The sequence below is a fragment of the Roseovarius sp. W115 genome, from assembly GCF_032842945.2.
In the GTDB taxonomy this organism is placed as follows: domain Bacteria; phylum Pseudomonadota; class Alphaproteobacteria; order Rhodobacterales; family Rhodobacteraceae; genus Roseovarius; species Roseovarius rhodophyticola.
On the sequence record NZ_CP146606.1, the window covers coordinates 495,111 to 520,185 of the forward strand.

General features: G+C 56.3%; 26 protein-coding genes and 1 pseudogene. 11 read left to right on the forward strand and 16 right to left on the reverse strand.

Annotated features, from left to right (window positions below; translation table 11 throughout):
• Nucleotides 1–2: 2 nt before the first annotated feature.
• The 3 genes from RZS32_RS02505 to RZS32_RS02515 are packed head-to-tail and all read right to left on the reverse strand — an operon-like array spanning nucleotide 3 to nucleotide 1,498.
• Entirely contained in the window at nucleotides 3–335 is a 333-nt protein-coding gene (locus tag RZS32_RS02505; RefSeq protein ID WP_317055459.1) for a GFA family protein, read from the reverse strand.
• A gap of 43 nt (nucleotides 336–378) precedes the next feature.
• Nucleotides 379–957, reverse strand: coding sequence for a GNAT family N-acetyltransferase (locus RZS32_RS02510; protein WP_317055460.1), 579 nt, complete (start codon nucleotides 955–957; stop codon nucleotides 379–381).
• Nucleotides 947–1,498: a pyridoxamine 5'-phosphate oxidase family protein gene (locus RZS32_RS02515; protein ID WP_317055461.1), complete on the reverse strand. Its 552-nt coding sequence runs from the start codon at nucleotides 1,496–1,498 to the stop codon at nucleotides 947–949. The genes RZS32_RS02510 and RZS32_RS02515 overlap by 11 nt, the downstream gene beginning before the upstream one ends.
• A 111-nt stretch (nucleotides 1,499–1,609) precedes the next feature.
• On the opposite strand from RZS32_RS02515, the gene RZS32_RS02520 reads away from it, so the two are divergent.
• Nucleotides 1,610–2,269, forward strand: a complete 660-nt coding sequence (locus RZS32_RS02520; protein ID WP_317055462.1) for a helix-turn-helix transcriptional regulator — start codon at nucleotides 1,610–1,612, stop codon at nucleotides 2,267–2,269.
• 180 nt (nucleotides 2,270–2,449) lie between these two features.
• Here RZS32_RS02520 and RZS32_RS02525 read toward each other — a convergent pair whose 3' ends face one another.
• The 3 genes from RZS32_RS02525 to RZS32_RS02535 form a co-directional block, all read right to left on the reverse strand.
• Nucleotides 2,450–2,950, reverse strand: coding sequence for a YbjN domain-containing protein (locus RZS32_RS02525; RefSeq protein ID WP_317055463.1), 501 nt, complete (start codon nucleotides 2,948–2,950; stop codon nucleotides 2,450–2,452).
• Between the two features lie 218 nt (nucleotides 2,951–3,168).
• On the reverse strand, nucleotides 3,169–5,052 hold the full coding sequence (locus tag RZS32_RS02530) for an SLC13 family permease (RefSeq protein WP_339106789.1): 1,884 nt from the start codon (nucleotides 5,050–5,052) through the stop codon (nucleotides 3,169–3,171).
• Nucleotides 5,053–5,170: 118 nt separating this feature from the next.
• Nucleotides 5,171–5,413 carry an accessory factor UbiK family protein gene (locus tag RZS32_RS02535; protein WP_317055464.1) on the reverse strand — a complete coding sequence of 81 codons (243 nt, stop codon included), beginning with the start codon at nucleotides 5,411–5,413 and terminating at the stop codon, nucleotides 5,171–5,173.
• Nucleotides 5,414–5,511: 98 nt separating this feature from the next.
• Here RZS32_RS02535 and lgt point away from each other — a divergent pair, with 98 nt between their 5' ends.
• The 4 genes from lgt to RZS32_RS02555 all read left to right on the forward strand — a co-directional run bounded on the left by lgt (nucleotide 5,512) and on the right by RZS32_RS02555 (nucleotide 9,754).
• Nucleotides 5,512–6,417, forward strand: a complete 906-nt coding sequence (lgt, locus tag RZS32_RS02540) for a prolipoprotein diacylglyceryl transferase (RefSeq protein WP_317055465.1) — start codon at nucleotides 5,512–5,514, stop codon at nucleotides 6,415–6,417.
• Nucleotides 6,414–7,484, forward strand: a complete 1,071-nt coding sequence (locus tag RZS32_RS02545) for a class I SAM-dependent methyltransferase (RefSeq protein WP_317055466.1) — start codon at nucleotides 6,414–6,416, stop codon at nucleotides 7,482–7,484. Before lgt ends, RZS32_RS02545 begins: the two co-directional genes overlap by 4 nt.
• A complete protein-coding gene (pgeF, locus tag RZS32_RS02550; protein WP_317055467.1) occupies nucleotides 7,481–8,236 on the forward strand; it encodes a peptidoglycan editing factor PgeF in 756 nt (251 codons plus the stop codon). The genes RZS32_RS02545 and pgeF overlap by 4 nt, the downstream gene beginning before the upstream one ends.
• 741 nt (nucleotides 8,237–8,977) lie before the next feature.
• Complete coding sequence (locus RZS32_RS02555) at nucleotides 8,978–9,754, forward strand: Hint domain-containing protein (RefSeq protein WP_317055468.1); 777 nt, start codon at nucleotides 8,978–8,980, stop codon at nucleotides 9,752–9,754.
• A 38-nt stretch (nucleotides 9,755–9,792) separates the two neighbouring features.
• Here RZS32_RS02555 and RZS32_RS02560 read toward each other — a convergent pair whose 3' ends face one another.
• Nucleotides 9,793–10,293 carry an Lrp/AsnC family transcriptional regulator gene (locus RZS32_RS02560; protein ID WP_317055469.1) on the reverse strand — a complete coding sequence of 167 codons (501 nt, stop codon included), beginning with the start codon at nucleotides 10,291–10,293 and terminating at the stop codon, nucleotides 9,793–9,795.
• 214 nt (nucleotides 10,294–10,507) lie between these two features.
• Here RZS32_RS02560 and trxB point away from each other — a divergent pair, with 214 nt between their 5' ends.
• From trxB to RZS32_RS02575, 3 genes are all read left to right on the forward strand, one after another.
• Complete coding sequence (gene trxB / locus RZS32_RS02565; protein ID WP_317055470.1) at nucleotides 10,508–11,452, forward strand: thioredoxin-disulfide reductase; 945 nt, start codon at nucleotides 10,508–10,510, stop codon at nucleotides 11,450–11,452.
• A 932-nt stretch (nucleotides 11,453–12,384) separates the two neighbouring features.
• Nucleotides 12,385–13,002: an RNA polymerase sigma factor gene (locus RZS32_RS02570; RefSeq protein ID WP_317055471.1), complete on the forward strand. Its 618-nt coding sequence runs from the start codon at nucleotides 12,385–12,387 to the stop codon at nucleotides 13,000–13,002.
• On the forward strand, nucleotides 12,999–13,781 hold the full coding sequence (locus RZS32_RS02575; RefSeq protein WP_317055472.1) for an anti-sigma factor family protein: 783 nt from the start codon (nucleotides 12,999–13,001) through the stop codon (nucleotides 13,779–13,781). The genes RZS32_RS02570 and RZS32_RS02575 overlap by 4 nt, the downstream gene beginning before the upstream one ends.
• 35 nt (nucleotides 13,782–13,816) lie before the next feature.
• On the opposite strand, the gene RZS32_RS02580 is transcribed toward RZS32_RS02575, so the two are convergent.
• The 5 genes and pseudogenes from RZS32_RS02580 to RZS32_RS18965 form a co-directional block, all read right to left on the reverse strand.
• The gene (locus RZS32_RS02580; protein ID WP_317055473.1) at nucleotides 13,817–14,962 is read right to left on the reverse strand and encodes an iron-containing alcohol dehydrogenase; all 1,146 of its coding nucleotides are present in this window, start codon (nucleotides 14,960–14,962) and stop codon (nucleotides 13,817–13,819) included.
• A gap of 62 nt (nucleotides 14,963–15,024) precedes the next feature.
• On the reverse strand, nucleotides 15,025–16,056 hold the full coding sequence (locus RZS32_RS02585; protein WP_317055474.1) for a TRAP transporter substrate-binding protein: 1,032 nt from the start codon (nucleotides 16,054–16,056) through the stop codon (nucleotides 15,025–15,027).
• A gap of 55 nt (nucleotides 16,057–16,111) precedes the next feature.
• The gene (locus RZS32_RS02590) at nucleotides 16,112–17,437 is read right to left on the reverse strand and encodes a TRAP transporter large permease (protein WP_317055475.1); all 1,326 of its coding nucleotides are present in this window, start codon (nucleotides 17,435–17,437) and stop codon (nucleotides 16,112–16,114) included.
• Nucleotides 17,434–18,006, reverse strand: a complete 573-nt coding sequence (locus tag RZS32_RS02595) for a TRAP transporter small permease subunit (RefSeq protein ID WP_317055476.1) — start codon at nucleotides 18,004–18,006, stop codon at nucleotides 17,434–17,436. Before RZS32_RS02595 ends, RZS32_RS02590 begins: the two co-directional genes overlap by 4 nt.
• A pseudogene (locus RZS32_RS18965) lies at nucleotides 18,003–18,778 on the reverse strand (N-formylglutamate amidohydrolase). The gene RZS32_RS02595 and the pseudogene RZS32_RS18965 overlap by 4 nt, the downstream one beginning before the upstream one ends.
• A gap of 136 nt (nucleotides 18,779–18,914) precedes the next feature.
• Between RZS32_RS18965 and RZS32_RS02610 the strand changes: the two are divergent.
• Nucleotides 18,915–19,169: a MurR/RpiR family transcriptional regulator gene (locus RZS32_RS02610; protein ID WP_339106792.1), complete on the forward strand. Its 255-nt coding sequence runs from the start codon at nucleotides 18,915–18,917 to the stop codon at nucleotides 19,167–19,169.
• Between the two features lie 17 nt (nucleotides 19,170–19,186).
• Entirely contained in the window at nucleotides 19,187–19,777 is a 591-nt protein-coding gene (locus tag RZS32_RS02615) for a MurR/RpiR family transcriptional regulator (RefSeq protein ID WP_339106793.1), read from the forward strand.
• 9 nt (nucleotides 19,778–19,786) lie between these two features.
• On the opposite strand, the gene RZS32_RS02620 is transcribed toward RZS32_RS02615, so the two are convergent.
• The 4 genes from RZS32_RS02620 to RZS32_RS02635 form a co-directional block, all read right to left on the reverse strand.
• Complete coding sequence (locus RZS32_RS02620; RefSeq protein ID WP_317055479.1) at nucleotides 19,787–20,641, reverse strand: ABC transporter permease; 855 nt, start codon at nucleotides 20,639–20,641, stop codon at nucleotides 19,787–19,789.
• Nucleotide 20,642: 1 nt separating this feature from the next.
• Entirely contained in the window at nucleotides 20,643–21,506 is an 864-nt protein-coding gene (locus tag RZS32_RS02625; RefSeq protein WP_317055480.1) for an ABC transporter permease, read from the reverse strand.
• A gap of 2 nt (nucleotides 21,507–21,508) precedes the next feature.
• Nucleotides 21,509–22,615, reverse strand: a complete 1,107-nt coding sequence (locus RZS32_RS02630) for an ABC transporter ATP-binding protein (RefSeq protein WP_317055481.1) — start codon at nucleotides 22,613–22,615, stop codon at nucleotides 21,509–21,511.
• Between the two features lie 65 nt (nucleotides 22,616–22,680).
• Entirely contained in the window at nucleotides 22,681–23,742 is a 1,062-nt protein-coding gene (locus tag RZS32_RS02635; protein WP_317055482.1) for an extracellular solute-binding protein, read from the reverse strand.
• A gap of 279 nt (nucleotides 23,743–24,021) precedes the next feature.
• On the opposite strand from RZS32_RS02635, the gene RZS32_RS02640 reads away from it, so the two are divergent.
• Entirely contained in the window at nucleotides 24,022–25,014 is a 993-nt protein-coding gene (locus RZS32_RS02640; RefSeq protein WP_317055483.1) for a TAXI family TRAP transporter solute-binding subunit, read from the forward strand.
• The last annotated feature ends 61 nt before the right edge of the window (nucleotides 25,015–25,075 follow it).

Below are 25,075 nucleotides of genomic sequence, written 5' to 3' on the forward strand. Positions count from 1 at the left end.
AACTACCCTCCGACGAATATTTCGGCGTCTTTAGGCACTGGATAGTAATCGCCTTTGTCGCCAATAAAGATGTGCTTGCCGATCCGTAAGCTGGAGGTGTCCTCCAGACATCCTGCAGCGATGCCAACGCCGTCCTCTCCATTCATGCGGTAAAACAGACTGGAGCCACATCGGTTGCAAAAGCCGCGCGTGGCATCCTCCGATGAGGCATACCATCGCAATCCTTCGTCTTCGATGAACGTCAACGCATCAAACGGCGCATAGGTCGATGCCCAGAGATGCCCGCTGGTGCGGCGGCACTGGCTGCAATGACAGACCGTCACGGTATCCCTCACGTTTTCCACTTCGAAACGGACCGCGCCGCACTCACATCTGCCCCTAACCATCCTTGTCTCGCTCCTCGCCTTGCAGTGTTTTTCGCATGATGGGTCGGGTATCAGATCGCCGCACGACCTCGACAAACCCCGCCTTTCGGAAGGTTTCCACAAAACCCGTCCATGCGTATACGGGTGGATACTTCTTTTTGGGTGTGTCGATTGGATACCCCTCAACCACGTTTGCGCCCTGAGCCTGCGCCCAATCTACTGCTGCGTTCAACAGATTGAGCGACAGACCCCGCCGCCGAAACGTCTTGTCGATGAAAAAGCACGAGACGCTCCAGACCTTCTGGTCATCAACTGGCTTTAGCGTGCGGGACGTTGCTAACCGTGGAAATGCCGTTCTCCGGTCAATTTGAACCCAGCCCACGGCATCATCGCCATGCATCGCCACAAGCCCCGGTACTTGGCCGCCATCAAACAGCGCCTTCATGGCGCGACGGTTGCCCTCGCCCTTTCCGGCTTCCATCTCTTTGGAGGTTCTGCGCCACAGCATGCACCAGCATCCGCCACAGCCGCCTCTCTCGCCCATTACGGTTTCGAAAGTCGCCCAAATTGCCGGTCGGATATCAACTGTCATCAAGGATTCCTGTTGGCTTTCCGTCGATCGTTTGCGTGTTCTTGCGTCGCCAATAGTCCCGCACGCCGTTCTCTCCCATCTTCTCATAGAACGGGACGAGCTCCTTATCTGCGCGGCTCTCCTGAAAATTCATGATCGGAACCCCAGTCCCGCAAGATGTCTGGACCAGTTCTATAGCAAGATCAAAGACCTGACGACTGCCTGCGATTTCAGGAAAGCCAGATATGACCTCCTTCCATTCGCCGTCTTTCGGATGCACGACCTTCGCTGTTCCATAGACGCGCAGTATCATCGCAGGCCCTTCGAAGGCGCAGAACATCAGCGTCATGCGGCCCGTCGCCTGGACATGCGCGGCTGTTTCGTTCCCGCTTCCGCTCAGGTTCAACCATTTTATTCTGCTATCACTCAGCACACGAAGTGTATCCATTCCTTTCGGGGAGACATTAACGCGGCCCGAGATGTCTGCTGTCGCAACGAAGAACATCGGTTGCTCTTCGATGAATCTCCGCAAAGTCGCGTTGAGACCTTGTGCCGTACCCATTTAACTTTCCGCCGGATTATCCATGCCACCTTTCGCGCCTTTGATATCTCATCAATACTGACAACAGGCTGTCAGCATTGTTCTGCTACGGTACGAAAAAGGCTGGGTGCTATGCAAAGAACAGACAGGCTATTCGAATTGATACAGCTGCTTCGACAGCAGGACCAACCGGTGCCATCCACATATTTGGCGCAGCAATTGGAGGTCTCTCAGAGAACGGTCTATCGTGACATCGTGACCCTCCAGTCCATGCGCGTGCCCATCGAAGGGGAGGTCGGTGTCGGCTACATCATGGCAGAAGGCTACGATCTCCCGCCGCTGAACTTTGGTCGTGAAGAGGTGGAGGCGATTGTCGTCGGGCTCAGTATGCTGTCACGAACGGGTGATAAGGTACTGGAAAACGCAGCCAAGCGTGTGCTGTCAAAGATTGATTCCTCCAAGTTGCACCAGGATAGCCTAGGGGTGTCTGACTGGGGCATTGAGGAAGTTGATCCACAAACACTATCAGTGCTGCGTGAGGCGATCGCCGAGGAACAGAAGGTGGACCTCTCGTATCTCGATCTCTCTGAAACTACGACACACCGCACTGTCCTGCCGCTGTCCATCACCTATTACGTCAGGGTCGCAGTGCTGGCGGCATGGTGCGAGTTACGGTCGGACTTCCGCCACTTCCGGATTGATCGGATCACGAATTGCTCTCGGACCGCTGAACGGTTCGTCGGTCGCGGATCGGTACTACGGAACCAACTCCGTGAGGAAACTGAGAGCTAGCTCACCATTTGATAAGCGGACTTTCGCCGCGCGCTGACGAATGAGCGAGTCGGGCTCATTGCGGACCTTTTCTGCACCGCAGGATACGAAAAAGCAAAGCGTCCACGACCTGTCCCCAAAGCCTCCCCCAACTCAAAGGGCGAGCCTAAGCCCGCCCCCATGTCTGGCCGCTACTGAAACCTAGGCCCGTCCGTAGGCCTCGCCGATGGCGATTTGAATGGCGTCTTCGGGTGAGCGTCCGCCCCAGACCGCCAGTTGGAAGGCTGGGTAGTAGCGCTCGGCGCTTAGCACCGCGGCTCCGATCAGGGTGTCGATCTGTTCTGGCGCAACACCTTGACCGCCCGCCATGATCAGCCCGTAGCGGTAGACCATCAGTTTCTGTTCGGCCCAATAGCTGAACGCCCCGGCCCAGCATTGGTCGTTTACACAATTCAGAAGTTCGTAGAGCACCGGCAGCTTGTCCTCGGGTGGCTCCATTTCAAAGGTGCACACCATGCGCAGCGTCTCGTCATAGCTCGACCAGGCCAGTGTCACGGAATAGGTGCGCCATTGGCCTTCGACGGCCATGGCGATCTGATCATCGGCAATGCGGTCGAAATCCCAGTCATGGTGCTCGGCCAGATGCTCGACGATGTCGATGGGGTGAAGGTCTTCGTGAAGGAACTGCTCTGATAATGCCATGGCGCCACCTCTTTTTGTTGTAGCGACGGGCTGGCAGAGCCGCTATCGCTCGGTGTCTGCTCTAGGTTCAGGGGCGATCTCCCGCTGTCCTACCAAATATGGTGGGGCCTATCAGTCAGCCTGTAAAGCTATTTCTTGGGGATAACCGCAATAAGTTGTGGATGACATGAAAGATTCATCAAAATGCGGGGGATAACTGCGTTTCGGCCTTGCTGGCCCTAGAACACCACGTTCATCACCGCCAGAGAGACGATCAAGAACAGGATGGTCATGATCCCGCCCCCCTTGATGAAATCGGTGACCTTGTAGCCAGCAGGCCCCATGATCAGGGCGTTGACCTGATGGGTCGGGATCAGGAAGGAGTTCGACGTCGAGATCGCCACGGTCAAGGCAAAGAGCGCCGGATCGCCTCCGGCGGCCGCTGCGATGGATACGGCCAGCGGCACGAGAAGCACTGTCGCACCGACATTTGACATCACCAGTGTGAAGATCGTGGCCAGTATGGCCAGACCGACCTGCAACGACCATACAGGCCAGCCATTGAGCAAGGTGAGGATCTGGTGCGCGATCCACTCCGCCGTGCCCGTGGATTGTACAGCCTGACCCAGGGGTATGAGGCCGGCCAACAGAAAGATCGTACTCCAACTGACCGCGCGATAGGCTTCATCGATATCAATCACGCGGGTCACAATCATGCCCGCCGCCCCGGTCAAAAGGCACAGCGATAAGAGCACGTCGGTAAACAGGATCATGCTCAGCGACAAAAGGAAAAAGAACACCGCCCAGCCGACCTTGGACGGGCGCAGCTCCTCATGCGGGAATTCGGTCGTAACCACAACGAAGTCGGGGTTTCGCGTCAGCCGCATCAACGCGTCCCACGTGGAGTGGATCACCAGCGTATCTCCAGCGTGAAACGGCACTTCGCCAACAAGCGTCGGTGCGTGGGTCTCGGTTTCCACATAGCTCATGGTTTCTTCATCGCGGTGGATGGCCAAAAGGCTTGCCCCGTAGGTTTTACGAAACACCAGGTCATGTGCGCATTTGCCGATCACCTCCGAGCCTGGGGGGATCACCATCTCGGCCACGCCCGATTTTGTCGGCGCGTAGTCTTCGGCAAAGACGTCCAATTCACTATGCAGTGTAAACCCCTGATCAAGAACCATTTCGCGAATGACCCGAGACCGCCCCAGCACCGCCAGACGACAGGGGGTCTCAATCGGCGTCTGGATCACCGGCGCGAACCAGCGTTTGCCGCGATAAGCGCTGCCAATGATATAGACATGATACTTTTGCATCATCTCATCGAACGTCATGCCTTCGCAGGGATGGCCTGAGGGAATGGAAATCTCGAAGATGTCCGCCTTCAACCCGTAGATATTCTTAAGGTATTCTTTTAATGACTGTGCGCTTGTCGCATCGTCAGCGCTTTTGCCAGTTGGCAAAACCCAGCGCCCAAAAATTGTGAAATAGAGAATGCCTGTCACAATGAGGCTGAGCCCGATGGGCGTAACTGAAAACAAGCCAAAAGGCTCCATCTTTTCGCCTTCGGGCAGCATGTCATTGGCGTTGATCAACAAGTCATTGAGCAGGATAAGCGGCGAAGACCCCACCATCGTCATCGTGCCGCCCAATATGGCGCAGAACCCCATAGGCATCAAAAGGCGCGACAAGGGCAACTCCGTGCGCACAGCGATCCGGCTGACCACAGGCAGGAAGAGCGCCGCAGCCCCTACGTTTTGCATGAACGAGGATATGACGCCCACCGTGCCAGAGACGATGGGGATGATCCGCGCCTCTGTCTTGCCGCCGTATCTGAGAATAACGGCGGCGACTTTGCTCATGATGCCGGTCTTGTCCAAACCGGCCCCAACGATCATCACGGCGATGATCGAAATGACCGCGTTAGAGGCAAATCCGTCAAAGAGCTGCGAGACATCGGCCAGATTGGTCAGTGAGGGGTGTTGGCTCAGCAGGCCAAGGATGACCATCACCAGAATAGCCGCCAGGTCGATGCGCACAATCTCGGACACAAAGAGGAAAATCGTGAATGCGAGCAGTGCAAGCACTACTGACATTTCAAAGGTCAACTCGATACCGGTCATTCTCCCTCCCCTAGGTCATCTAACCGGCTTTTGGGCCGTGAGACAACCTGAGGAAGGTCAGTTCCTGATCAGAGTGTGGCGAGATAGCAAGGACAACGTTCACGCGAACAAGCGTGCGTTACTTGTCTTTTTCAAGCGCTTCTATCCGCGCCTTAAGCGCTTCGTTTTCTTCGCGTGCTTTCTGGGCCATGGCACGCACAGCATCAAATTCTTCGCGGGTGACCAAATCGCGATCCGCAAGCCAACGATCGATCCACGACTTCATCGCGGTGTCCGCTTCCTGCTTGGCACCCTGGGCCACGCCCATTGCGTTTGTCATCAATTGCGATAAATCGTCAAAAACTTTGTTGCGGGTCTGCATTTGGATTGCTCCGGCCTTACATTTGATCCCTATATGGGCGTCAAAGCGGGGACGGGCAAGGTCTGGATCGTCGCAGTCGCAAGCAAACAGAGGCACAGATGCGCGCAGCCATTCCCTTTCCAGAGATTTCGTCCGAGGCATTTTCCTTTACCGTGTTCGGCTATGAGCTGGCGCTGAGGTGGTACGCGCTGTCTTACATTGTCGGCATCATCATCGGCTGGTGGCTTGTGGCACAGACCGTGAAGCGCGCACATTTATGGGCCAATGACACAGCCCCGATGAGCGTCAAACAGGTCGAGGATCTGGCCACCTGGGTGATCCTGGGGGTGATCCTCGGCGGGCGGCTGGGCTTTGTGCTGTTTTATCAACCCGCCTACTACCTCGCGAACCCGTCCGAAATTCTGATGGTCTGGCAAGGGGGGATGTCGTTTCACGGTGGACTTATCGGCGTGATCATTGCCTGCGTGGCGTTTTCCAAGCGCAATGGAATCCCGTGGCTATCGGTTGCTGACGTGCTGTGCATGGTCACACCCGTTGGGCTTTTGCTCGGCCGTTTGGCGAATTTCACCAATGCCGAGCTTTGGGGGCGACCCACCGAGGTGCCGTGGGGCGTCATATTTCCGGGTGCTGCGGCCCAGGACTGCGCAGGCGTGGTCGCGGGGCTTTGTGCGCGCCACCCGTCCCAGCTTTATGAAGCGTTTCTCGAAGGGCTGCTGCTCTTTGCCGTGCTGGTCTATCTCGGTCATCGGCGCGGCGCGCTAAAGAAAGTGGGGGCCATTACAGGGCTCTTCTTTATCGGCTACGGGCTTGGACGGTTCTTGGTGGAATTCGTCCGCCAGCCCGACGCGCAATTCATCAGCCCCGGCAATCCTTTAGGACTGGCCTGGCACATAAATGGCTACGGGCTGACCATGGGACAGATCCTTTGCATCCCTATGATCATTTTTGGAGCTTACATGCTCGCGCGTGCTCAGCGCAGGGCCCGCACCGCCGTGGCGGAATGACGGCACTGGGCGATATTCTAAAGGCGCAAATTGCAGCCACGGGCCCTGTGCGGCTTGATGCGTTTATGGCTGCCTGTCTGATGCATCCAGAGCACGGGTATTACACCACCCGCGATCCTTTTGGCGCGGCAGGAGATTTCACCACTGCGCCTGAGATCAGCCAGATGTTTGGCGAGTTGATCGGATTGTGTCTTGCCCAAACCTGGATGGATCAGGGCGCGCCAAACCCGTTTGCGTTGGCCGAGCTAGGGCCGGGGCGTGGCACGCTGATGGTCGATCTCTTGCGCGCCACCAAGGGCATTCCGGGGTTTCACAACGCGCTTTCTGGCATTCATCTTGTGGAGGCCTCTCCAGCCCTGCGCGCGCGACAGGCTGAAAGGTTGAGCCATGCGGACACTGAATGGCACGACACTGTAGAAACCTTGCCCAACATGCCGCTCTTTGCCGTCGCCAATGAATTCTTCGATGCCCTGCCCATCCGGCAATTTCAACGCAGCGGAGATGGCTGGAGCGAGCGCATGGTCGGCCTGACCGATGATCAATTCACCTTCGGTCTGGGCCCTGTTCATGCAGAGGATGTGCTGGCCCACAGGTTGGAGGATACCAAAGAGGGCGATCTGGTCGAGATTGCTCCGGCCGCGACCGGCATTATCACGGCTCTCAGTCAACGCATTTCGGCACATGGCGGGGCTGCACTGATTATCGACTATGGCGACTGGCGCTCTTTGGGCGATACGCTTCAGGCGGTGCACGGGCATGATACGGCCACGATCTTTGACGCCCCAGGCGAGGCGGACCTGAGCGCGCATGTCGATTTCGAAGCTTTGGCGCATGCGGCCACCGACGGCTGTCGGTACTCTCGCGTCACACCGCAGGGTGTGTTTCTGGAACGGCTCGGCATCACCGCGCGGGCGCAGACACTGGCACAAAGCATGACAGGTGACTCGCTGGACGCGCACATCGCCGCACATCGGCGCTTGACCCACCCCGAGGAAATGGGGACGCTCTTTAAAGTGATGGCGCTTTATCCCAAAGCCGCCGCACCCCCACCGGGGCTGGATGCATGACCCTTGAGATTTTGACCCATGACGCGTTGGCCCCGCTTCGGCACGGGTTCTTCACCCGCAAGGGCGGAGCATCGTCGGGTGTTTTCTCAGGCCTCAATTGCGGGCAAGGCTCATCTGACCAATCCGATGTGGTGGCGATCAACCGTGAGCGTGTGGCCGAAGCGATGGGGGTGGCAACCGACACGCTCCTGACCGTGCACCAGGTGCATTCTGCGGATGTCGAGGTGATCAACGGCCCACGCATGGACCGCCCCAAGGCTGACGCCATGGTCACGGCAACGCCCGGCTTGGCCCTTGGTATTCTGACAGCGGATTGTCAGCCCGTTTTGTTTGCGGATCCCGAAGCAGGGGTTGTCGGCGCGGCACATGCGGGATGGCGTGGCGCGCTGGATGGCGTGTTGGAAGCCACGGTCTCAGCAATGGAAGGGCTTGGCGCTCAACGAGAGACGATCACCGCAGTGATCGGCCCCTCCATCAGCCAGCGCGCTTATGAAGTCGGACCGGAGTTTCTAGAGCGCTTCATGGATGATGACCCCGACAACAGCCGGTTCTTTGCCAATGGTGTTGACGGGAAGTACCAGTTTGATCTTCCAAGCTACGGTTTGCACCGGCTCCGCGAAACAGAGATTGGTCAGGCTCACTGGACACGTCATTGCACCTATAGTGACGCGGACCGGTTTTTCTCATACCGCCGCGCGACGCATCAGGGCGATGTGGACTATGGCCGGCTGATCTCGGTCATTCGTCTTTGAGCGCCCGGCATTCCCCAGATTGCGGCAGCACCACGGCAAGGCAGACCATAAGTTTGCCGCAATTTTGGAAACAGTCCGTAGATTTTTCCGGAATTGACTACGGCACATACCAAAATTCCCCATAAAATCATAATTTTAAGAAAATTAGACACAAATCGCCCCAATCCGCGCGTCGCGCACGCAAAGTTTTTTTCATCTTTTTTTTGCCCGACAAATCTTGGCCGCAAATCGCGGCAATACTGAACCCAACCAAAAAACAATGCCCAAAGCGACGACGCAAATTTTGAGAGGACAGGACATGAAAAAACGTTGGATGGCATCAATCTTGCACACAAGCCGCCAACCTGCGGTGGCACTTCCCTTCCACCGCGCCACACGCAAGGCCGCACAGAACAAAACTCAAGCTGGTAGCACGAAAAAGTCGGCCTGACCCTCCAAATTCTCCCCCAGCGCCAAGGCAGATCACACAGGCACACTCCAAAGACCGCTCCTTCGGGGGCGGTCTTTACGATTCGGAGTGCTTTGGCTCGAATTGTGGCGGCTTGGTTCGGAATGGCCGGACAATGCGCGGCAATCAAAATGGATTGTCCCGCTCAGTTGGACAATTTGCGCTGAAATTTGGTGAAAAGGCGGCATATGGGCTTATTGTTGAGCACGTAACGAAGTGAATGTTTAACCATCTAACTGTCGTTGTCGGTGGGGGCCGGCGCGGTTGTGATGCCAACAGTATGGTGACGCAACATGACTACCCCCTCCATTGCCGCCTCGGTCCCGGCGGTAACCCAGATCAGAGATAAAAACAGTGGTTTCGGTCCGGCTTATGTCCCTCAGCCAGACCGAAACCACCGTCCCATGCGGCGCTTTCAGATCAGCTATTTGCGCAGCGATGGAACCTCAGATTTTCGTGAGCAAATTGGCCCTGCTTTGCCCAAATTCGAAGCGGCATTTTCCGCCTTTACGCGCGGCACCCTGATCAACACGCCTCGTGGTCGTGTCGCAATCGAAGACCTCGAGCCCGGCATGGAAGTGACCACCAAAGACGGTGAACCGCTTCCGATCACGTGGATTGGCTCCATGACGATTATTCCGCACGCACCGGGCATCGACCCGCGCTCATGCCGCATGACACGCGTTATGCCCGAGGCGTTTGGTCTGGGCCGCCCCGAAGCCAATCTGATGGCTGGTCCCGGCGCGCGCATTATGTCCCGCCCCGAAGGCCTGCGTGACAGTATGTCGGGTGATCAGATGCTCACGCCGGCGCGCGATCTGGCCGATGGTCTCAATGTCATAGAGATCGCGCCACAGCACCCAGTGTCCGTCTATCACCTCTGCTTGCCGCGCCATTCGGTCATCACGGCGGCCGGGCTGGAAATGGAAACCTTCCATCCGGGAAATGGATTTGATCGTAACATGGGTCAGAATGCGCTGTCGCTCTTTATGTCGATGTTCCCGCATCTATCGCGTCCCACCGAATTCGGCAGCACGCGGTACATGCGCCTGCCAACCGACCTGTTCTGACGATAGCGCCCCGAGTGTCACACTCGGGGCCTTACATGTCAGGCGGATTTGCTGAGGCGATCCTCAAGCACATCAAAAGGCACGCCCGGTTCATCCTTGGACCCACGGATCACAAGCGAGGTTTTGACCGAAGCGACGTTGTCAGCGGCGGTCAACTCTCCGGTCAGGAAGCTTTGAAATGTCGATAAATCAGGGGCGACACATTTCAGGATGAAATCCACCTCGCCATTGAGCATGTGACACTCGCGCACCAGTGGCCAGCCATTGCAGCGCTCTTCAAAGGCGGACAAATCAGCCTCAGCCTGGCTTTGCAGCCCGACCATCGCAAAGACCTGCACCTCGAAGCCTAACTCACGCGGATCGACATCGGCATGGTAGCCGCGGATATACCCCATCTCTTCCAGCGTCCGCACCCGCCGCAGGCAGGGTGGCGCGGAAATGCCCACGCGACGAGCCAATTCGACATTCGTCATACGACCATCGGCCTGTAGCTCGGCCAGAATTTTGCGGTCGATATCGTCAAGACGTGTTGCTGGCATTGGAATGTCCCCGTTGATTTCGGATTGTTATATCATCGCCGCAAGTGTGCGCAATATTGTTTCGCCATCGCGAAAGATCATTTCACGAAAATTATTTTCTGCCGCTCTGCGCATAGCCGCTTTGCAGGGCTACCACTGCCCGCTTCGCACAGCTATATCTGGCCAGACTCACCGGGCGCTGCGGCGCGCCGGATATACAGGCAAGGGGGACATCATGGGCGAGACCCGTCATACACGTGCACTAATCATCGGCTCTGGTCCGGCTGGCTATACCGCAGGCGTTTATGCGTCGCGGGCGATGCTGTCACCGATCCTCGTACAAGGCATAGAACCGGGCGGTCAGTTGACCACCACAACCGAAGTCGAAAACTGGCCCGGTGATACCGAAGTGCAAGGCCCCGATCTGATGGTGCGTATGGAAGCGCATGCCAAGGCGATGGGCTGTGAGATCATCGGTGATATCATTACAGAACTGGATGTCGAAAGCCGTCCTTTTGTGGCCAAGGGCGACAGTGGCACGACCTATACCGCCGATGCCGTGATCCTGGCCACCGGGGCGCGTGCCAAATGGCTTGGCCTGCCGTCGGAAGAGGCATTCAAGGGCTTTGGCGTCTCGGCCTGTGCGACATGCGACGGGTTTTTCTATCGCGGCGAGGAAATCGTCGTGATTGGCGGCGGCAACACAGCCGTGGAAGAGGCGCTTTTCTTGACCAACTTTGCCTCCAAAGTGACCCTCATCCACCGCCGCGATGAGCTGCGCGCCGAGAAAATCCTTCAGGACCGTTTACTCAAGCACCCCAAGATCGAACCACTTTGGTTCCATGAGCTTGAGGAAGTGCTGGGCGATGACAATCCCAAGGGCGTTACCGGTGTCCGGGTGAAAAACAACAAGACCGGAAAAACCTCCGAGATCGCCTGCAAAGGTGTCTTTATCGCCATCGGCCATGCACCTGCCAATGAACTGGTCAAAGGCAAGGTTGAGATGCATCACGGCGAATACGTCCAGGTTGAGGCTGGAAGCACTCGGACATCTATTCCGGGGCTCTTTGCAGCAGGCGACTTGACGGATCACGTTTATCGTCAGGCGGTTACATCTGCAGGTATGGGCTGTATGGCGGCGCTAGATGCAGAAAAATTTCTGGCCGAGCAAGACGGATAAATCCTTCGCGCGCCCTAAAACGATTGGAAAGAAATCTGGTTTGCGGAGCAGTTCCAACGCATGAGTGCAACATACTTTTCAACATGAAGCGCTGAGACATTTCGTACAGCGTGTGCGCGACTTATGCCCACAAAAAGAAGAAAGGTTTATCGCTCACAGTTGCCGGGGGTCGGCCTCGGCTTTTTGTCTGGCCGATTGAGTTCCACAACCATTTTCACTCCAAGAGCACTGCGATGCTCTGACCTTTCACACGTATGAGCTCAGTGGATCTGCTCCAATCTGATCAGAAACCGGCTCCACGCAAAAAAATCAGAAAATTTTCCAAACCCGAGAATAATCCACCGGGTTCACGCGTTAGTCCTTGCAGAACGACCGAAACTTCAAACGTCCGCATCGGAAAGGACATGCGCCATGCGAGTGAAAGCAATCTCGGCACTGACAGTTTTTACAACAGCAATGATTATGGCCTTCGCCGGCAGTCATCCAGCAGAGCCAGGCCTTAGTTCACCAGGCCCAATGGGGGATGCATACGAATTGGAGGAAAGGAATGCCCGGCTGGCGACCTGATCCTGTCTAAGTGGGCTCTCTACGTCTCAAACCAGTTTTCTTATTTTCTAAAACGCCTTTTCACAAAAACTCTTCATAGCAGGTCTTTTCCCTCTGTTTGGTAACGAGTGACCGGCAGCCGCATTATTTCGCGGCTGCCTTTTTCCTTGGATGGGACAGGCAACGCCATCACATTTGCAAACCTCTTTGTTCTGGCTCTTTGTTCTGGCATCACTCAATTCTCTAGTGTGTCTGATGCTTTTGATCCAAACACGCCTGATCCAGATCGCGCCCCTCGTCTCGCGATTTCCAAAAAGAATTATGCGACCGGAATATTCTTGCCACCTGATGCGTAAACCTGTCGTAACCCGAGTTCGGAGTGTGTAATGTTACATCTGCAAACGCGCCAAAACCAAAGGCACATTCTGTGCCCGGCGCCGTTTGCGGGTGTAACATCTGTGGCCGTGACATGGCCCTTGCAACCGGTTCGGGACGTCTGTTTGGCACAAGATCTGAAAAAAGACCTGATCGCGATGCTGCCTCGGCTGCGGCGGTTTGCCCGGACCATGACCCGTTCTGTGACAGAGGCAGACGATCTGGTGCAGGAAGCTTGTTTGCGGGCTCTGAGCCGGTCGGATCAATGGGACCCAAGCCAGCCTCTGGATCGCTGGGTATTCCGGATCACGCGAAACCTGTGGATCAGTGAGCTGCGCAAACGTCAGGTCCGGTTGGGCCAAGGCCATGTGCCAGCAGACGAAACGACTGAGCTGGTCTCGCGCGATACAGGCGAAGAGTCTGTGGTTGCCAGCCAGCTCAAAGGAAAAATTGCAGCGCTGCCTCAGGACCTGTCTTCGGTGCTGCTTTTGGTATCGGTCGAGGGTTACAGCTATGCCGAGACGGCCGAACTTCTCAGCGTTCCCATTGGCACAGTGATGAGCCGTGTTCATCGCGCGCGCAAGCTTTTGGCCCAAGAGCTTGCCCAAACAGAGGGAGCGGATCAGTGACACGTGACCCCGAAACACTCAGCGCGTTCCTCGATGGTGAATTGTCACCGGCAGAGACACTCGAGATTGAAAAAGCGCTGGAAACGGACGCTGAACTGCGCGCAGAACTGGAAAGTCTGATGGCTGCGGATCAGGCGGCTCAGGACGATTTTGCCGACATCCTGAACGAACCGGTTCCCTTTGAACTGGCCGCTGCCATCGAAAATGCTCCGCTCGCCACAGATGCGCCTGCGGCAAACATGCCCAGCAAGCCAAGCTCGCTCACGTGGCTCACCGCGATTGCCGCCTGCTTGGCGTTGATGATTGGCGGGGCTGGCGGATACCTTGCCGGATCCACCAACACCACCCAACTGGCCGCGGCGCCTGGGTGGCTGGAAGATATTGCGGATTATCACCGCGTCTATGCCGGACAGGAGCGGCATCTTGTTGAAGTGCCCGCAAGCGAGGCAGATCATATCGAGACCTGGCTGACCAAAACCGTTGGGGCGCAAGTCCGTATTCCAGACTTGTCACAGCACGGTCTGACCTTTCAGGGCGCGCGCCTGCTTGTGGCTGCTGGTAAACCTGTGTCGCAACTGATGTTCAAGGATGCCGAGGGGCGCGTTGTGGCCCTGTGCCTCATCCAAACAGACACGCCCGCCGATGGTTTCACCGAGCGCAGCATTGATGGTTTCGACATGGTCAGCTGGGGCGGCCAGAACGCGAATTTTGTCATCGTGGGTGACGAAGGACGTAATGATCTGGAGGCCATCGCACAGACCGCCGCTGTTGAGGCGTAGGCCAACAAGACCTAGGTCATTTTTTCACGAACTACCTACATCAGCGCCTCAAACAAAGCGCGCGTGTTTTCTGCTGTCATCTCAACCGGATTGCCGCCCGTACTTGGATCACGTAGCGCGGCATCGACGAGGCTGTCCATGTCCGGATCCGTTACGCCAAGGTCTGTGAGCGTTTTGGGGATGTTCATTGCGGCGTTCAGCTCATCGACGTAGCTGCAGAACCCGTCAAAGCCGCCGTCAATGCTCAGATATGCAGCCACAGAGCCGAACCGACCCCGAATTTCCGACGCGTTGAACTGGAGCACCGCGGGCATGCACACCGCATTGGTGGTGCCGTGGTGGGTGTGGTGCATGGCCCCAATGGGGTGACTGAGCGCATGGATCGCCCCAAGCCCCTTCTGGAAAGCCGTCGCCCCCATGGCCGCCGCGCTCATCATGTTGGCGCGGGCCTCAATGTCGGTGCCATCCGCATAGGCGCGGGGCAGATACTCCTTCACCAAACGCATCCCTTCCAGGGCAATCCCCTGGCTCATCGGGTGATAATGCGGAGAGCTATAAGCCTCGACGCAATGGGCAAAAGCATCAAGGCCCGTGCCAGCTGTGATGAATTTGGGCATGCCAACCGTAAGTTCTGGGTCGGCAATAACAACAGCGGGCAACATCTTGGGATGAAAGATGATTTTCTTTTCGTGGCTTTCGGAATTGGTGATCACACTGGCGCGGCCCACCTCTGATCCCGTCCCGGCCGTGGTCGGCACGGCCACCACCGGCGCGATGCCATCTGGATCAGCGCGGGTCCACCAATCGCCGATATCCTCAAAATCCCAGATCGGGCGCGTTTGGCCCGCCATGAAGGCGATGACTTTGCCAAGGTCCAGCCCCGAGCCGCCCCCAAAGGCGATTACGCCGTCATAGCCGCCGTCGCGATAGACATGCACCCCGGCTTCGGCGTTCTTGTCCGTTGGGTTGGGGTCCACATCTGCAAAAAGTGCACGGCCCAGCCCAGCCTCTTCCATCAAACTCAAGGTGCGATGCGTGATCTCGTTTTCGGCCAACCCCTTATCCGTCACCAAGAGCGGCTTCTTGATGCCCGCTGCGGCACAGGCATCGGCGATCTCGGCAATGCGGCCTGCGCCAAAACGGATCGGGTTGGGGTAACTCCAGTTTGCAGTCAGGGTCATCTTGTGTTGTCTCGATTAAGCGTGAGGAACTGCGCCCCGGGCAGAACCCGGGGCACGTCGGTTTATCCGTAGCGATACGGCCGTCCGGCCTTTTGCATATCCGCGTTATATTTGCGGAAGATGTCAACAATCTTGGCCTTGGTTTCGGACTCTGCTGCGATCTCGTCCCAGAATTTGACAGCTGCATTCTCGACCTGCGCCCATTCTTCGTCGGGGATCGAGGTCAGCTTCATCTTTGTGCCGTTCACACGCAGATTGGCCTCACCGCCCCAATACCACCACTGACGGTAGTAGTGGCTTTGCTCCATGCAGACTTCCAAAAGCGCCTGCAGGTCTTCGGGGAGCTCATTCCAACGTTCCATATTGGCAAAGAAATGGCCGATCCACGCGCCGGAGATGTTGTTGGTCAGGAAGTAATCAGTCACATCCGCCCATCCGACTGTGTAGTCTTCGGTGATGCCGGACCAGGCGATGCCGTCCAACTCGCCGGTTTGCACCGCGACCTCGATGTCTTCCCAAGGCAAGGTGACCGGCACCACGCCAAACTGTGACAGGAAGCGGCCCGCCGTTGGGAAGGTGAAGACGCGTTTGCCTTTGAGGTCCTCAAGGCTGTTGATCGGGTCTTTGGTCGCGAAATGGCACGGATCCCAGGCGCCAGCCGAGATATGCTTGACCCCGACCTTGGAATATTCGTCATCCCAGATTTCCTTTAACCCATACTGATTGAACAGAACCGGCACATCGAGCGAGTAGCGCGAGCCAAAGGGGAAGTAGCCGCCAAAGACGGTGACTTCGGTGGGGGATGCCATGGAGTCGTCATCCGACTGCACCGCGTCAATCGTACCGCGCTGCATCGCCTGGAACAGCTCTCCTGTGGGGACAAGCTGATCTGCAAAGAAAAGCTCGATCTGCATCCGGTCGCCCGCGATTTTGTTGAAGGTTTCAATCGCCGGCACCACCACTTCGGCGGCCAAGGCAGCGCCTGCATAGGTTTGCATCCGCCAGATGATGGTCGATTGCGCCAGAGCCGGTGTGGCAAGAGCGGCGGGCGCAGCAACGGCGGCGCCTTTGATAAACTTACGTCTTGTGGTCATTTTGATGTCTCCTTGTTGGTTACTCGATTGGCTTCAATGCTTTTCTTCTTATTGGTTAATTTCCGTACACATATTGCGGCAGCCACAGAGCGATCTGCGGAAAGAGCATGATGACGGTGAGCGCCAGAACCATGACCGCGACAAAGGGGATGATAGAGCGGTAGATGTCGCCAAGGCCAATCTCAGGCGGTGACATGGCGCGCATCAAAAAGAGGTTATAGCCAAAGGGCGGGGTCATATAGGCGATCTGCGTGGTGATGGTATAAAGCACACCATACCAGATCAGATCGAACCCAAGTGCGCCCACAAGCGGAATATAGAGCGGAGCAACGATCACCAGCATGGCCGTGTCATCCAGAAATGTGCCCATCAAGATAAAGCTGAGCTGCATCAGGATGAGGATCATCCAGGGGCTGAGGCCGAGGCGTTCGGTGAAGAGGCTTTCGATAGCTTTGACCGCGCCCAGACCGTCAAACACCGCGCCAAAGGCCAGAGCGGCGAGGATGATCCACATGAACATGCAGGTGATACCAAGCGTGCTGCGGACAGATGTTTCAAAAACGGTCCATGTCATCCGACCCTTCAAGACAGCCGCGAGAAAGGCGGTGATTGCCCCGATAGCCGAGCTTTCCACCAGTGACGTCCAGCCGTTCACGAAAGGGATCATCATCGCAAAGAAGATGGCAAACGGCAGAAGCCCCGACAGCAGAAGCCGGTATTTCTCGGCCTTGGGCATATCGCGCTCTTCCTCGGACAGCACAGGGCCGAGGCTTGGGTTCACACGACAACGGATGGTGATGTAGATAACAAACATCGCGGCCATCATCAGCCCCGGTATGATCCCGGCGAGCCAAAGCTGCCCCACAGGTTGACGCGCGATCATGGCATAGAGCACCAGCACGACCGAAGGTGGCACCAGAATGCCCAGCGAGCTGCCCGCCTGAATGACACCGGTCACCATACGCTTGTCATATCCACGGCGCAAAAGCTCTGGCAGGGCGATGGTGGCCCCGATGGCCATACCCGCGACACTCAAGCCGTTCATGGCCGAGATCAGAACCATCAACCCGATGGTGCCAATGGCCAGCCCGCCACGTAGCCCGCCCATCCAGACATGGAACATCTTGTAAAGATCGTCGGCAATTCGGCTCTCAGACAGGATGTAGCCCATGAACACGAACATCGGCACAGTCAAAAGCGGATACCACCGCATCAGCTTGATCGACTGCGAAAAGGCAATGTCAAAACCGCCGCGATCCCCCCAAAGAGCGAGCGCGGCGATAACGGCCACAAAGCCGATCGCACCAAACACGCGCTGACCGCTGAACAGTAGCACCATCATCGAGGCGAACATCAATAGTGCGATGGCCTCATAGCTCATTGCGCCACCTCTTCGCCGCGCAGGCGCAGGATGTCTTTGAATAGTTCCGAGAGCGCTTGCAGCAGCATCAGTATGATGCCCAGACACATGATAGATTTGATCGGCCAGAGATATGGACGCCAGATCGTGCGGCTGCGTTCCAGTGTCCCGAGGGATTTCTCGCCCGTGGCCAGATCAACGAAGAACCCCACCGGGTTTGAGCCAAAGTGCCCCAGGGAATAGGCAGTTGAACTGAGCCCACCCCAGAGCAGCACGCCAAGATAGGTGATCAGGCAAAGCACCATGAGCGCATCCGTGGCTGCTTTGCGTTTAACGGACCAGTTTTCGTAAAAGAGGTCCATGCGTACATGCGCACCCATCTGGATCGCATACGGCCCACCCAGAAAGAAGTAGGCAATCATCGCAAATTGTGCGACTTCCAGCGTCCAAAGTGACGGCTGATCGGAAAACTTGCTGATGGTTGACCACAAGAGCACGGCCATCATGGCGAAAATGCCGTACATGATGAAACGCCCGACACGGTGGTTGAAGGCGTCGGTCCACCGAATGTAGGCACGTAGGGCTTTCATGGGCGCTCCTCTTTTTCCGGGGAGGCTCGTAGCGCGGTTAGCGCCTGTTCAAACCAATGCGAAAGCGTTTGTGCCATCTTTGAACAGGCGTCTGGAGAGGCAATGAGATCATTTCGGACTTCTATCATCACGTTGAGAAGGTTCTTGCGCAGCGCATGACGCCGCAGCGTGTGCGTGACGCCATCCTCAGGGCCATAAGGCTGATTGCGCCGCACATCGTATCCGCTTGCGATGGACAACACCGCATCAGCGAGCCGGGCATCTTGGTCGTGCAGAATGCCGATTTCAACATCCCTTTCCTGACCAAGAAAGGTTGGCGTGAAACTGTGGATCGTAACCACGACAGGCGGTTTCGCGTGGTTCAAAAGAGTATCTTTCAGCGCCTGTTCAAAGGGGCGATAGTAGATTTCGGTACGCGCGCGCCGGGCTTGATGGGACAGGTCCTGATTTCCAGGCACCGTATAGATTTCGCTTACGTCCGGCATGGCACTTGGCGCTTCGGGGGGCGGTTGCAATCATAGACCAGACGAGACACGCATCCCGCCACGAGCACAGCGTTCAGGTGTTTCGACATCGCCGTTGCTGTTTCCAGCGCCCCCGGGTCCCAGGCAATGTGACTGGTGGCCACCTGTTTATCAAGACCCAAGTTATTGAAATTCGGCGGGATATAGGCGCTTGCATGTTCGCAAACCAGGACAACCTCGTGCAACCCTTCGGGATTTATCACCTGGACCACCGGGTCCAAACTTGAAGTCGCAGCCGTCTTGATCATCCCACCCTCCAATGAAGATTTTTCTTCATGGGGCTTGCGACTGTCAAATGTTTTTTGATGAATTTTTTTACAAGATCGTACATCATGTAAAAAATTGACCAAAAATTCCGCGCGCACAGTGACAAGAGACCGGACGTTGAGCACCAATACGATTGCCGAAAAACTGCAGGACCGCTCGGATGACCTGACACGATCGGAACGACAGCTTTGCGACGTGATCTTGCAGAACTACCCCGCGTCGGGCCTTGGCACGATCACCTCATTGGCCGAAGCAGCTGAGGTCTCGACCCCCACGGTGGCAAGGCTTGTGCAAAAACTTGGGTTTTCGGGGTTTCCCGAGTTTCAACGCGCCTTGAGGGCCGAGTTGAACGAGAAAATCTCAAGCCCCTGACCAAGCGCGCCTCGTGGGTGGATGATGCGCCTGAGGGTCATGTGCTCAACCGTTTCACCAAGGCGGTCATCGACAACATTGGTCAATCCATGTCCAAAATCGCCCCTGCTGAGTTTGAGCATTGCTGCGATTTGATCAGTGATCCCTCTCGCAAAATCTATGTCATTGGCGGACGCATCACGCGGACTTTGGCCGATTACTTCTTTTTGCACCTGCAGGTCATCCGGGATGATGTCGTGCAGATCACGTCGAGTTCGAATGCCTGGCCGCATTATCTGCTGGACCTCAAGGAAACCGATGTCGTCGTGATCTTTGACATTCGCAGATATGAAAACGGAACTCTGAAACTGGCGGAAATGGCGCGCGAACGTGGGGCCGATATCGTGCTTTTCACGGATCAATGGGTGTCGCCCATTGCCGACCACGCCACGGTTAGTTTTGCCAGCCACATTGCCGTGCCATCTGCATGGGACTCAAACCTGACCCTGATGCTCATGTCAGAGATCGTGATTGCCGAAGTGCAGGAGCGTGACTGGGAACATACGCAAGCGCGTATGGAAGCCTTGGAAGACATGTTCGACCGCACCAAGCTGTTTCGAAAGTTCTAGGCCTGCGCCTTACCGTTTCGCATTTTGGAACAGCAGTGAGATGAGCCCGATGGCCGCTGATACGATGATCAGCAGAAGGGAAACGGCGTTCAGGACCGGCGTCGACCCTTGTTTGAGCTTGTCGAACATCGTGATTGTCAGGGGCGATTCCGATCCCACGAGCATCAATGTGGTGTTGAAGTTCTCAAAGCTCATCAGCACTGACACTATGGCGGAGGCGATGATGGCCGGGAATAGAAACGGCAATGTAATCTGGCGGATCGCACCCCACTGACTTGCCCCAAGATTGAGGGCCGCTTCTTCAAGGCTGGGGTCGAATTTCTGCAGACGTGCGGAAATCACCAAAGTGGCAAAGGTTGCGATAAACGAAAACTGCCCGAGGATGACAAGGATCAAACCGGGGCGAAGACCGTCAAACCACAGGCCTGTTGCATCCTCCAACGTGTTGGCCACGGCACTGGAAAAGACCAGGATCGAGATACCAAGGATCACGCCGGGAATGATCAGCGGCAACAACATGAGCATGTACAAGAGCGCTTTGCCCCGGAATTCATGCCGCACGAAAAGAAACGCGTTACACGTTCCCACGGCAACCGCCAAACCAGCCACCCAGACCGCCACAAAAGCAGACGTGCCAATGGCGCGCATGATGGACCGTTCGTTGAAGACGCCGATGAATGGGGCGTCTGTTCCAAAGAACCATGCGAGTGTGAACCCCTCCCATGGCAGCGAAGGAAAAACGCTGTTGTTGAAGGCAAAGATACAGACAACGGTGAGCGGCAGTGCGAGGTAGACGAAGAACGTGATCACATAAGCGCGGTAGCACCAGATCGAAAAGCGGGAACGGGGTACCGTGGGGATCATCTCAGCGCCCCATCGTCTCAGTCAGGGATTGCCGCGAGAGCTTAAGACCGACGAAGACCACCAGCGAGGAGAGCGCCAAAAGCAGGAAGCCAAAGGCCGAGCCCAGTTCCCAGTTAAACCGGGTGATGAATTGGGTGTAGATCATGCCGGTGAACCAAAGGCTGTCTTTGCCGCCCAACAAGATCGGGGTGAGGTAGTTGCCAAGCGATAACATGAATACAACGATGCAACCCGAAACGATCCCGGGCATGGCATGGGGGATCACGATCTCACGCATCACCGAAAAACTTGTGCCACCAAGGTCGTAGCCTGCTTCGATCAGGCTGTCGTCGAGACTGTCCAGTGTTGTGACCAGCGGGACGACCATGAAGAGGATCGAGGTGTAGACCAGACCAACCATGATCGCGGCGTCGTTGTAGAGAAACTCAATCGGCCCAGCGGTTAGACCGACATATTGCAGCGCGTTGGAAAACACGCCCGTTTCGCGCAGCAAGATCATCCAACCATAGGTGCGCACCAGTTCGGACACCCAAAACGGGATCATACACATCAGAAAGAGCGTGGTCTTTGTGCGCCCCCGAGTGAGCTTGGCGATGTAGTAGGCAATCGGGAACCCAAGTAGCAGGGTCAGAATAGTCGCCAATATGGACATGATGGCGGTGCGTGCAAACGTGCGCCAATAAAGCGGCTCCGTGAAAAACGCCGCATAGTTGCCAAAGCCAATCTCATACTCCCGCACCCCGGTCTTTTCCGAAATGGACACAACGAACAGACCGATATGTGGAAGGATGATCAGGACCACCAACCACAACAAAAGCGGCGCAATCAGCAGGTAGAACCCAAGCCGGGATGCGTCAGAGGACATCGCTAAGCCCCGTCATGCGCATAGCAACGCGCCTTGGCGGGATGCCAGCTCGTGTAGACTTCGTCTCCGGGCTGCAGATCTGCAAAGGCCCCGGTTTGTGGCAAGGCCACATTGAACGACATGCCCGCCTTTGCATCCTTCAGGCTCACCATGCTGTTGGCGCCATTGAAAAACACAGATGTCACAACCCCGACGCTGGTATTTGTTTTGACTGTCAAATCCGCTTGGGCTTTGGCCAGTTCGATGGCTTCGGGGCGCAGGAAAATCTCGGCCCCCTGCCCTACGCTCAAGTCGCTGGCGTCCGCTTCGACTTCGATTTGCGTGCCCGCCTGAGTGACCATTGACAAGGCGGACCCTGACTTGGCGCTGACCTTTGCGTCAAACCGGTTCGCATCACCGACAAAACCAGCCACGAAGGCGGTCTTTGGATCGTAATAGATCTCATGCGGCGTGCCGATTTGCTCAAAGCGGCCATGGTTCATCACTGCAACCTTGTCGCTCATGACAAGGGCTTCGGACTGATCATGCGTGATGTAGACGAACGTGGTGTTGAATTCCGACTGAAGTGCCTTCAGCTCGATCTTCATATGCTCGCGCAGCTTGAGGTCCAAGGCGCCAAGTGGTTCATCCAGCAAAAGCACGTCAGGTTCCAAAACCATGCACCTTGCGATGGCGACACGCTGTTTTTGCCCGCCGGACAACTGCTCTACCCGTCGCTCTGAAAACCCAGGCAAACCAACACGTTCAAGCACTTGGGTCACGCGTGCCTTTATCTCGGACCTGGCGACACCGCGCTGGCGCAAGCCAAAGCCGACATTGTCGCCGATATTCATCGTCGGGAAGAGCGCCAGATGCTGAAACACCATGGAGACCGGGCGCTTGTTCGGCGGCACACCAAGCATTGAGCGGCCTTTGATCAATAGATCGCCGCTTGAGGGGGATTGAAACCCGGCAATCATCCGCAAAAGCGTGGTTTTCCCACATCCCGAAGGTCCCAGAATGGAAAAGAACGACCCTTGCGGCACTTCAAAAGTGACGTGATCAACGGCGCGGAAACTGTCGAAATCTTTGACAAGATCGCGACAGACAAGATCAGGCGAAACGGTCATGCGGACGGGTTCTTTTGTGGTGAAAAGGGCACCGCTCGGCGCCCCTTTCTATGAATTCCAAGACCTCAGTTCGCGGCGTTGACGCGATCAAGTGTCGCGCCTTCCATCGTCTCAAGACCAGCGGGGACCGGAGGATACCACTTGATGTTGTCAATGGCGCTCTGATCAAAGCTGCCTTGATAACGCGCCTTGAGATCGGCGCTAACACCTGCATCGCCATCAACCGCCGCGGTGAAATTGCCTGCTGTGTTGGTGATCATGGCGGCGATTTCTGGCTGCATGACAAAGTTGATCCAGTCATAGGCGGCATCATCAGCCCGGCCACGCGCAGGCAATACAAACGTGTCGATCCATCCCAAAGCCCCGGATTCAGGGGCAACAAAGGTGATATCCGGATTGTCCGCGTTGAGCTGCCAGCCGCCTGTGTCCCATGCCATGGACGCGACCACTTCGCCCGAGCGCAGAAGGTTTTTAATCTCGTCGCCACCTTCCCAGTAGGTTTTTACATTTGGTTTGCATTCGGTGAGCTTGGCTTCGACCTGGTCCAGGATCCCTTGGTACGCCTCTGTATCGGAATAGGCTGCGAACGGGTCCAGCCCCATCGAATAGGCAAAGCCAATGAGCGTTGGCCGTTTCAGGCGGTATGACACCTTACCCGACACGGAAGCTTCGCAAAGATCTGTGTAGTCTTTTACATCCCCAGCCTCCGCCGTGTTCACGACAAGCCCACTTGTCCCCCAGACATGCGGCAAGCCGTAAACTTCACCGTTATATGTCGTGTTGCCAGCCGTTGCGCTTAGCATCGACGGAATGAAAAGTTCGGCATTCACGCGTGACATGTCGATTGGCTTGTAGATGCCAAATTCTTCCTGAGCACTGGTGATCCGGTCCTGGCTGGGTTGTGCAAGGTCGAACCCGCCGCCATTTGTTGCCCGCAGCTTGGCAATCATTTCTTCGTTGTTTGACGTTGTGACTTCGACAGTGTGACCTGTCTCGGCCTCAAACTTGGCGATGACCTCTTCAGGCGCATAGCCACCCCAGGTCAAAAGCCTGAGCGTCTCTGCGTGAGCGCCCTGTGCCATCAGCGATGTCGCGAGCACAATCGACGAAACGAGTTTGATTTTCATGTCTTTATCCACCCTCTTGAATTGCAGCTGTGCTCATTAAGCCCCGCTGTATCGCATATGTCCATCCTTGATATGAGACAGATGTAACAGGAAAGCGAATGAGGTCCGCACGGGCGGAAGACACTTCTGGCCGGGTCTCTCTCAGACATGCGCCGCTGACAATTACGTGATCTTTTGCTGTTTCAATACTTGCCGATCGCGTCCGCAGCTATAAGGTAACTATTCCAGATACAAACAAAACAAGCGCCCTTGTAAGCGCAACTCTGACAGGAGGAATTCATGACTGTTATGCACAAATTAGGTGCCTTAAAGGCGTTTGCCGTTGCTGGCGCATTTGCGCTGGCCGCACCAGCGACATTCGCTGAGGACAAAAGCGACTGGCCCGATAGCTTCTCGGTCGGCACCGCCAGCCAGGGTGGTACATACTTTGTCTATGGAGCTGGCTGGGCGAACATGGTGTCCGAGACTCTGGGTATTCCAGGCGGGACGGAAGTGACTGGTGGCCCGGTTCAGAACGCCGCCCTCGTGCAAGCCGGCGAGCTTGACATGGCGATGGTCACAATGGGCCCCGCTTTTGACGCTATCAATGGCGAAAGCGCGCTGGCACCTGGTCTCAAGCACGACAAAATCCGTGCGATTTTTCCAATGTATAAAACCGGCTTCCACGCTGTGACACTTGCCGGATCAGGCATCAAGACCTTTGCAGATATCCCTGACGGAGCGGTGGTCGGCGTTGGTCCTGCGGGTGGTACACCCGGCACGTACTGGCCTCGCATCTTGGAAGGCATGGGCAAAAACGTCGAATTCCGCAATGGCGGCGCGGCTGATTTGGCTGGTCAATTGCAGGACGGCTTGATTGACGTCTACACATGGGCCGGCGGGTTGCCTTACCCATCGTTCAGCCAGCTCGATGCGCAAACGGATGTAACGTATTTCGGTTTCACGGCTGATGAACAGGCTGAAGTCGTCGCGACCCAACCTGTGGCCACGTTCACCATTCCGGCGGGCACCTACCCGTCCCTGGAAGAAGATCAGTTGAGCGTATCCATGTGGAACTTTGCGATTGCACATGCGGACGTCCCTGAAAGCCTTGTCTACGAAGTGGTCAAAAAGGTGATGACCAGCAATCCGCAAATGCTGGAGATCCACAAAGCCGCGGCCGAAACTCTGCCAGAGAACTTCGACAAGAATACGTTCATTCCCTGGCATCCTGGCGCGGTGCGTTGGTTTGAAGAAAACGGCTTTGATATCCCCGACGAGCTCAAGGGCTAACGTCTTTGATCAGTTGAAAATGCATCAGCACCCTGTTCTAAGTGGGCAGGGTGCTGTTTTT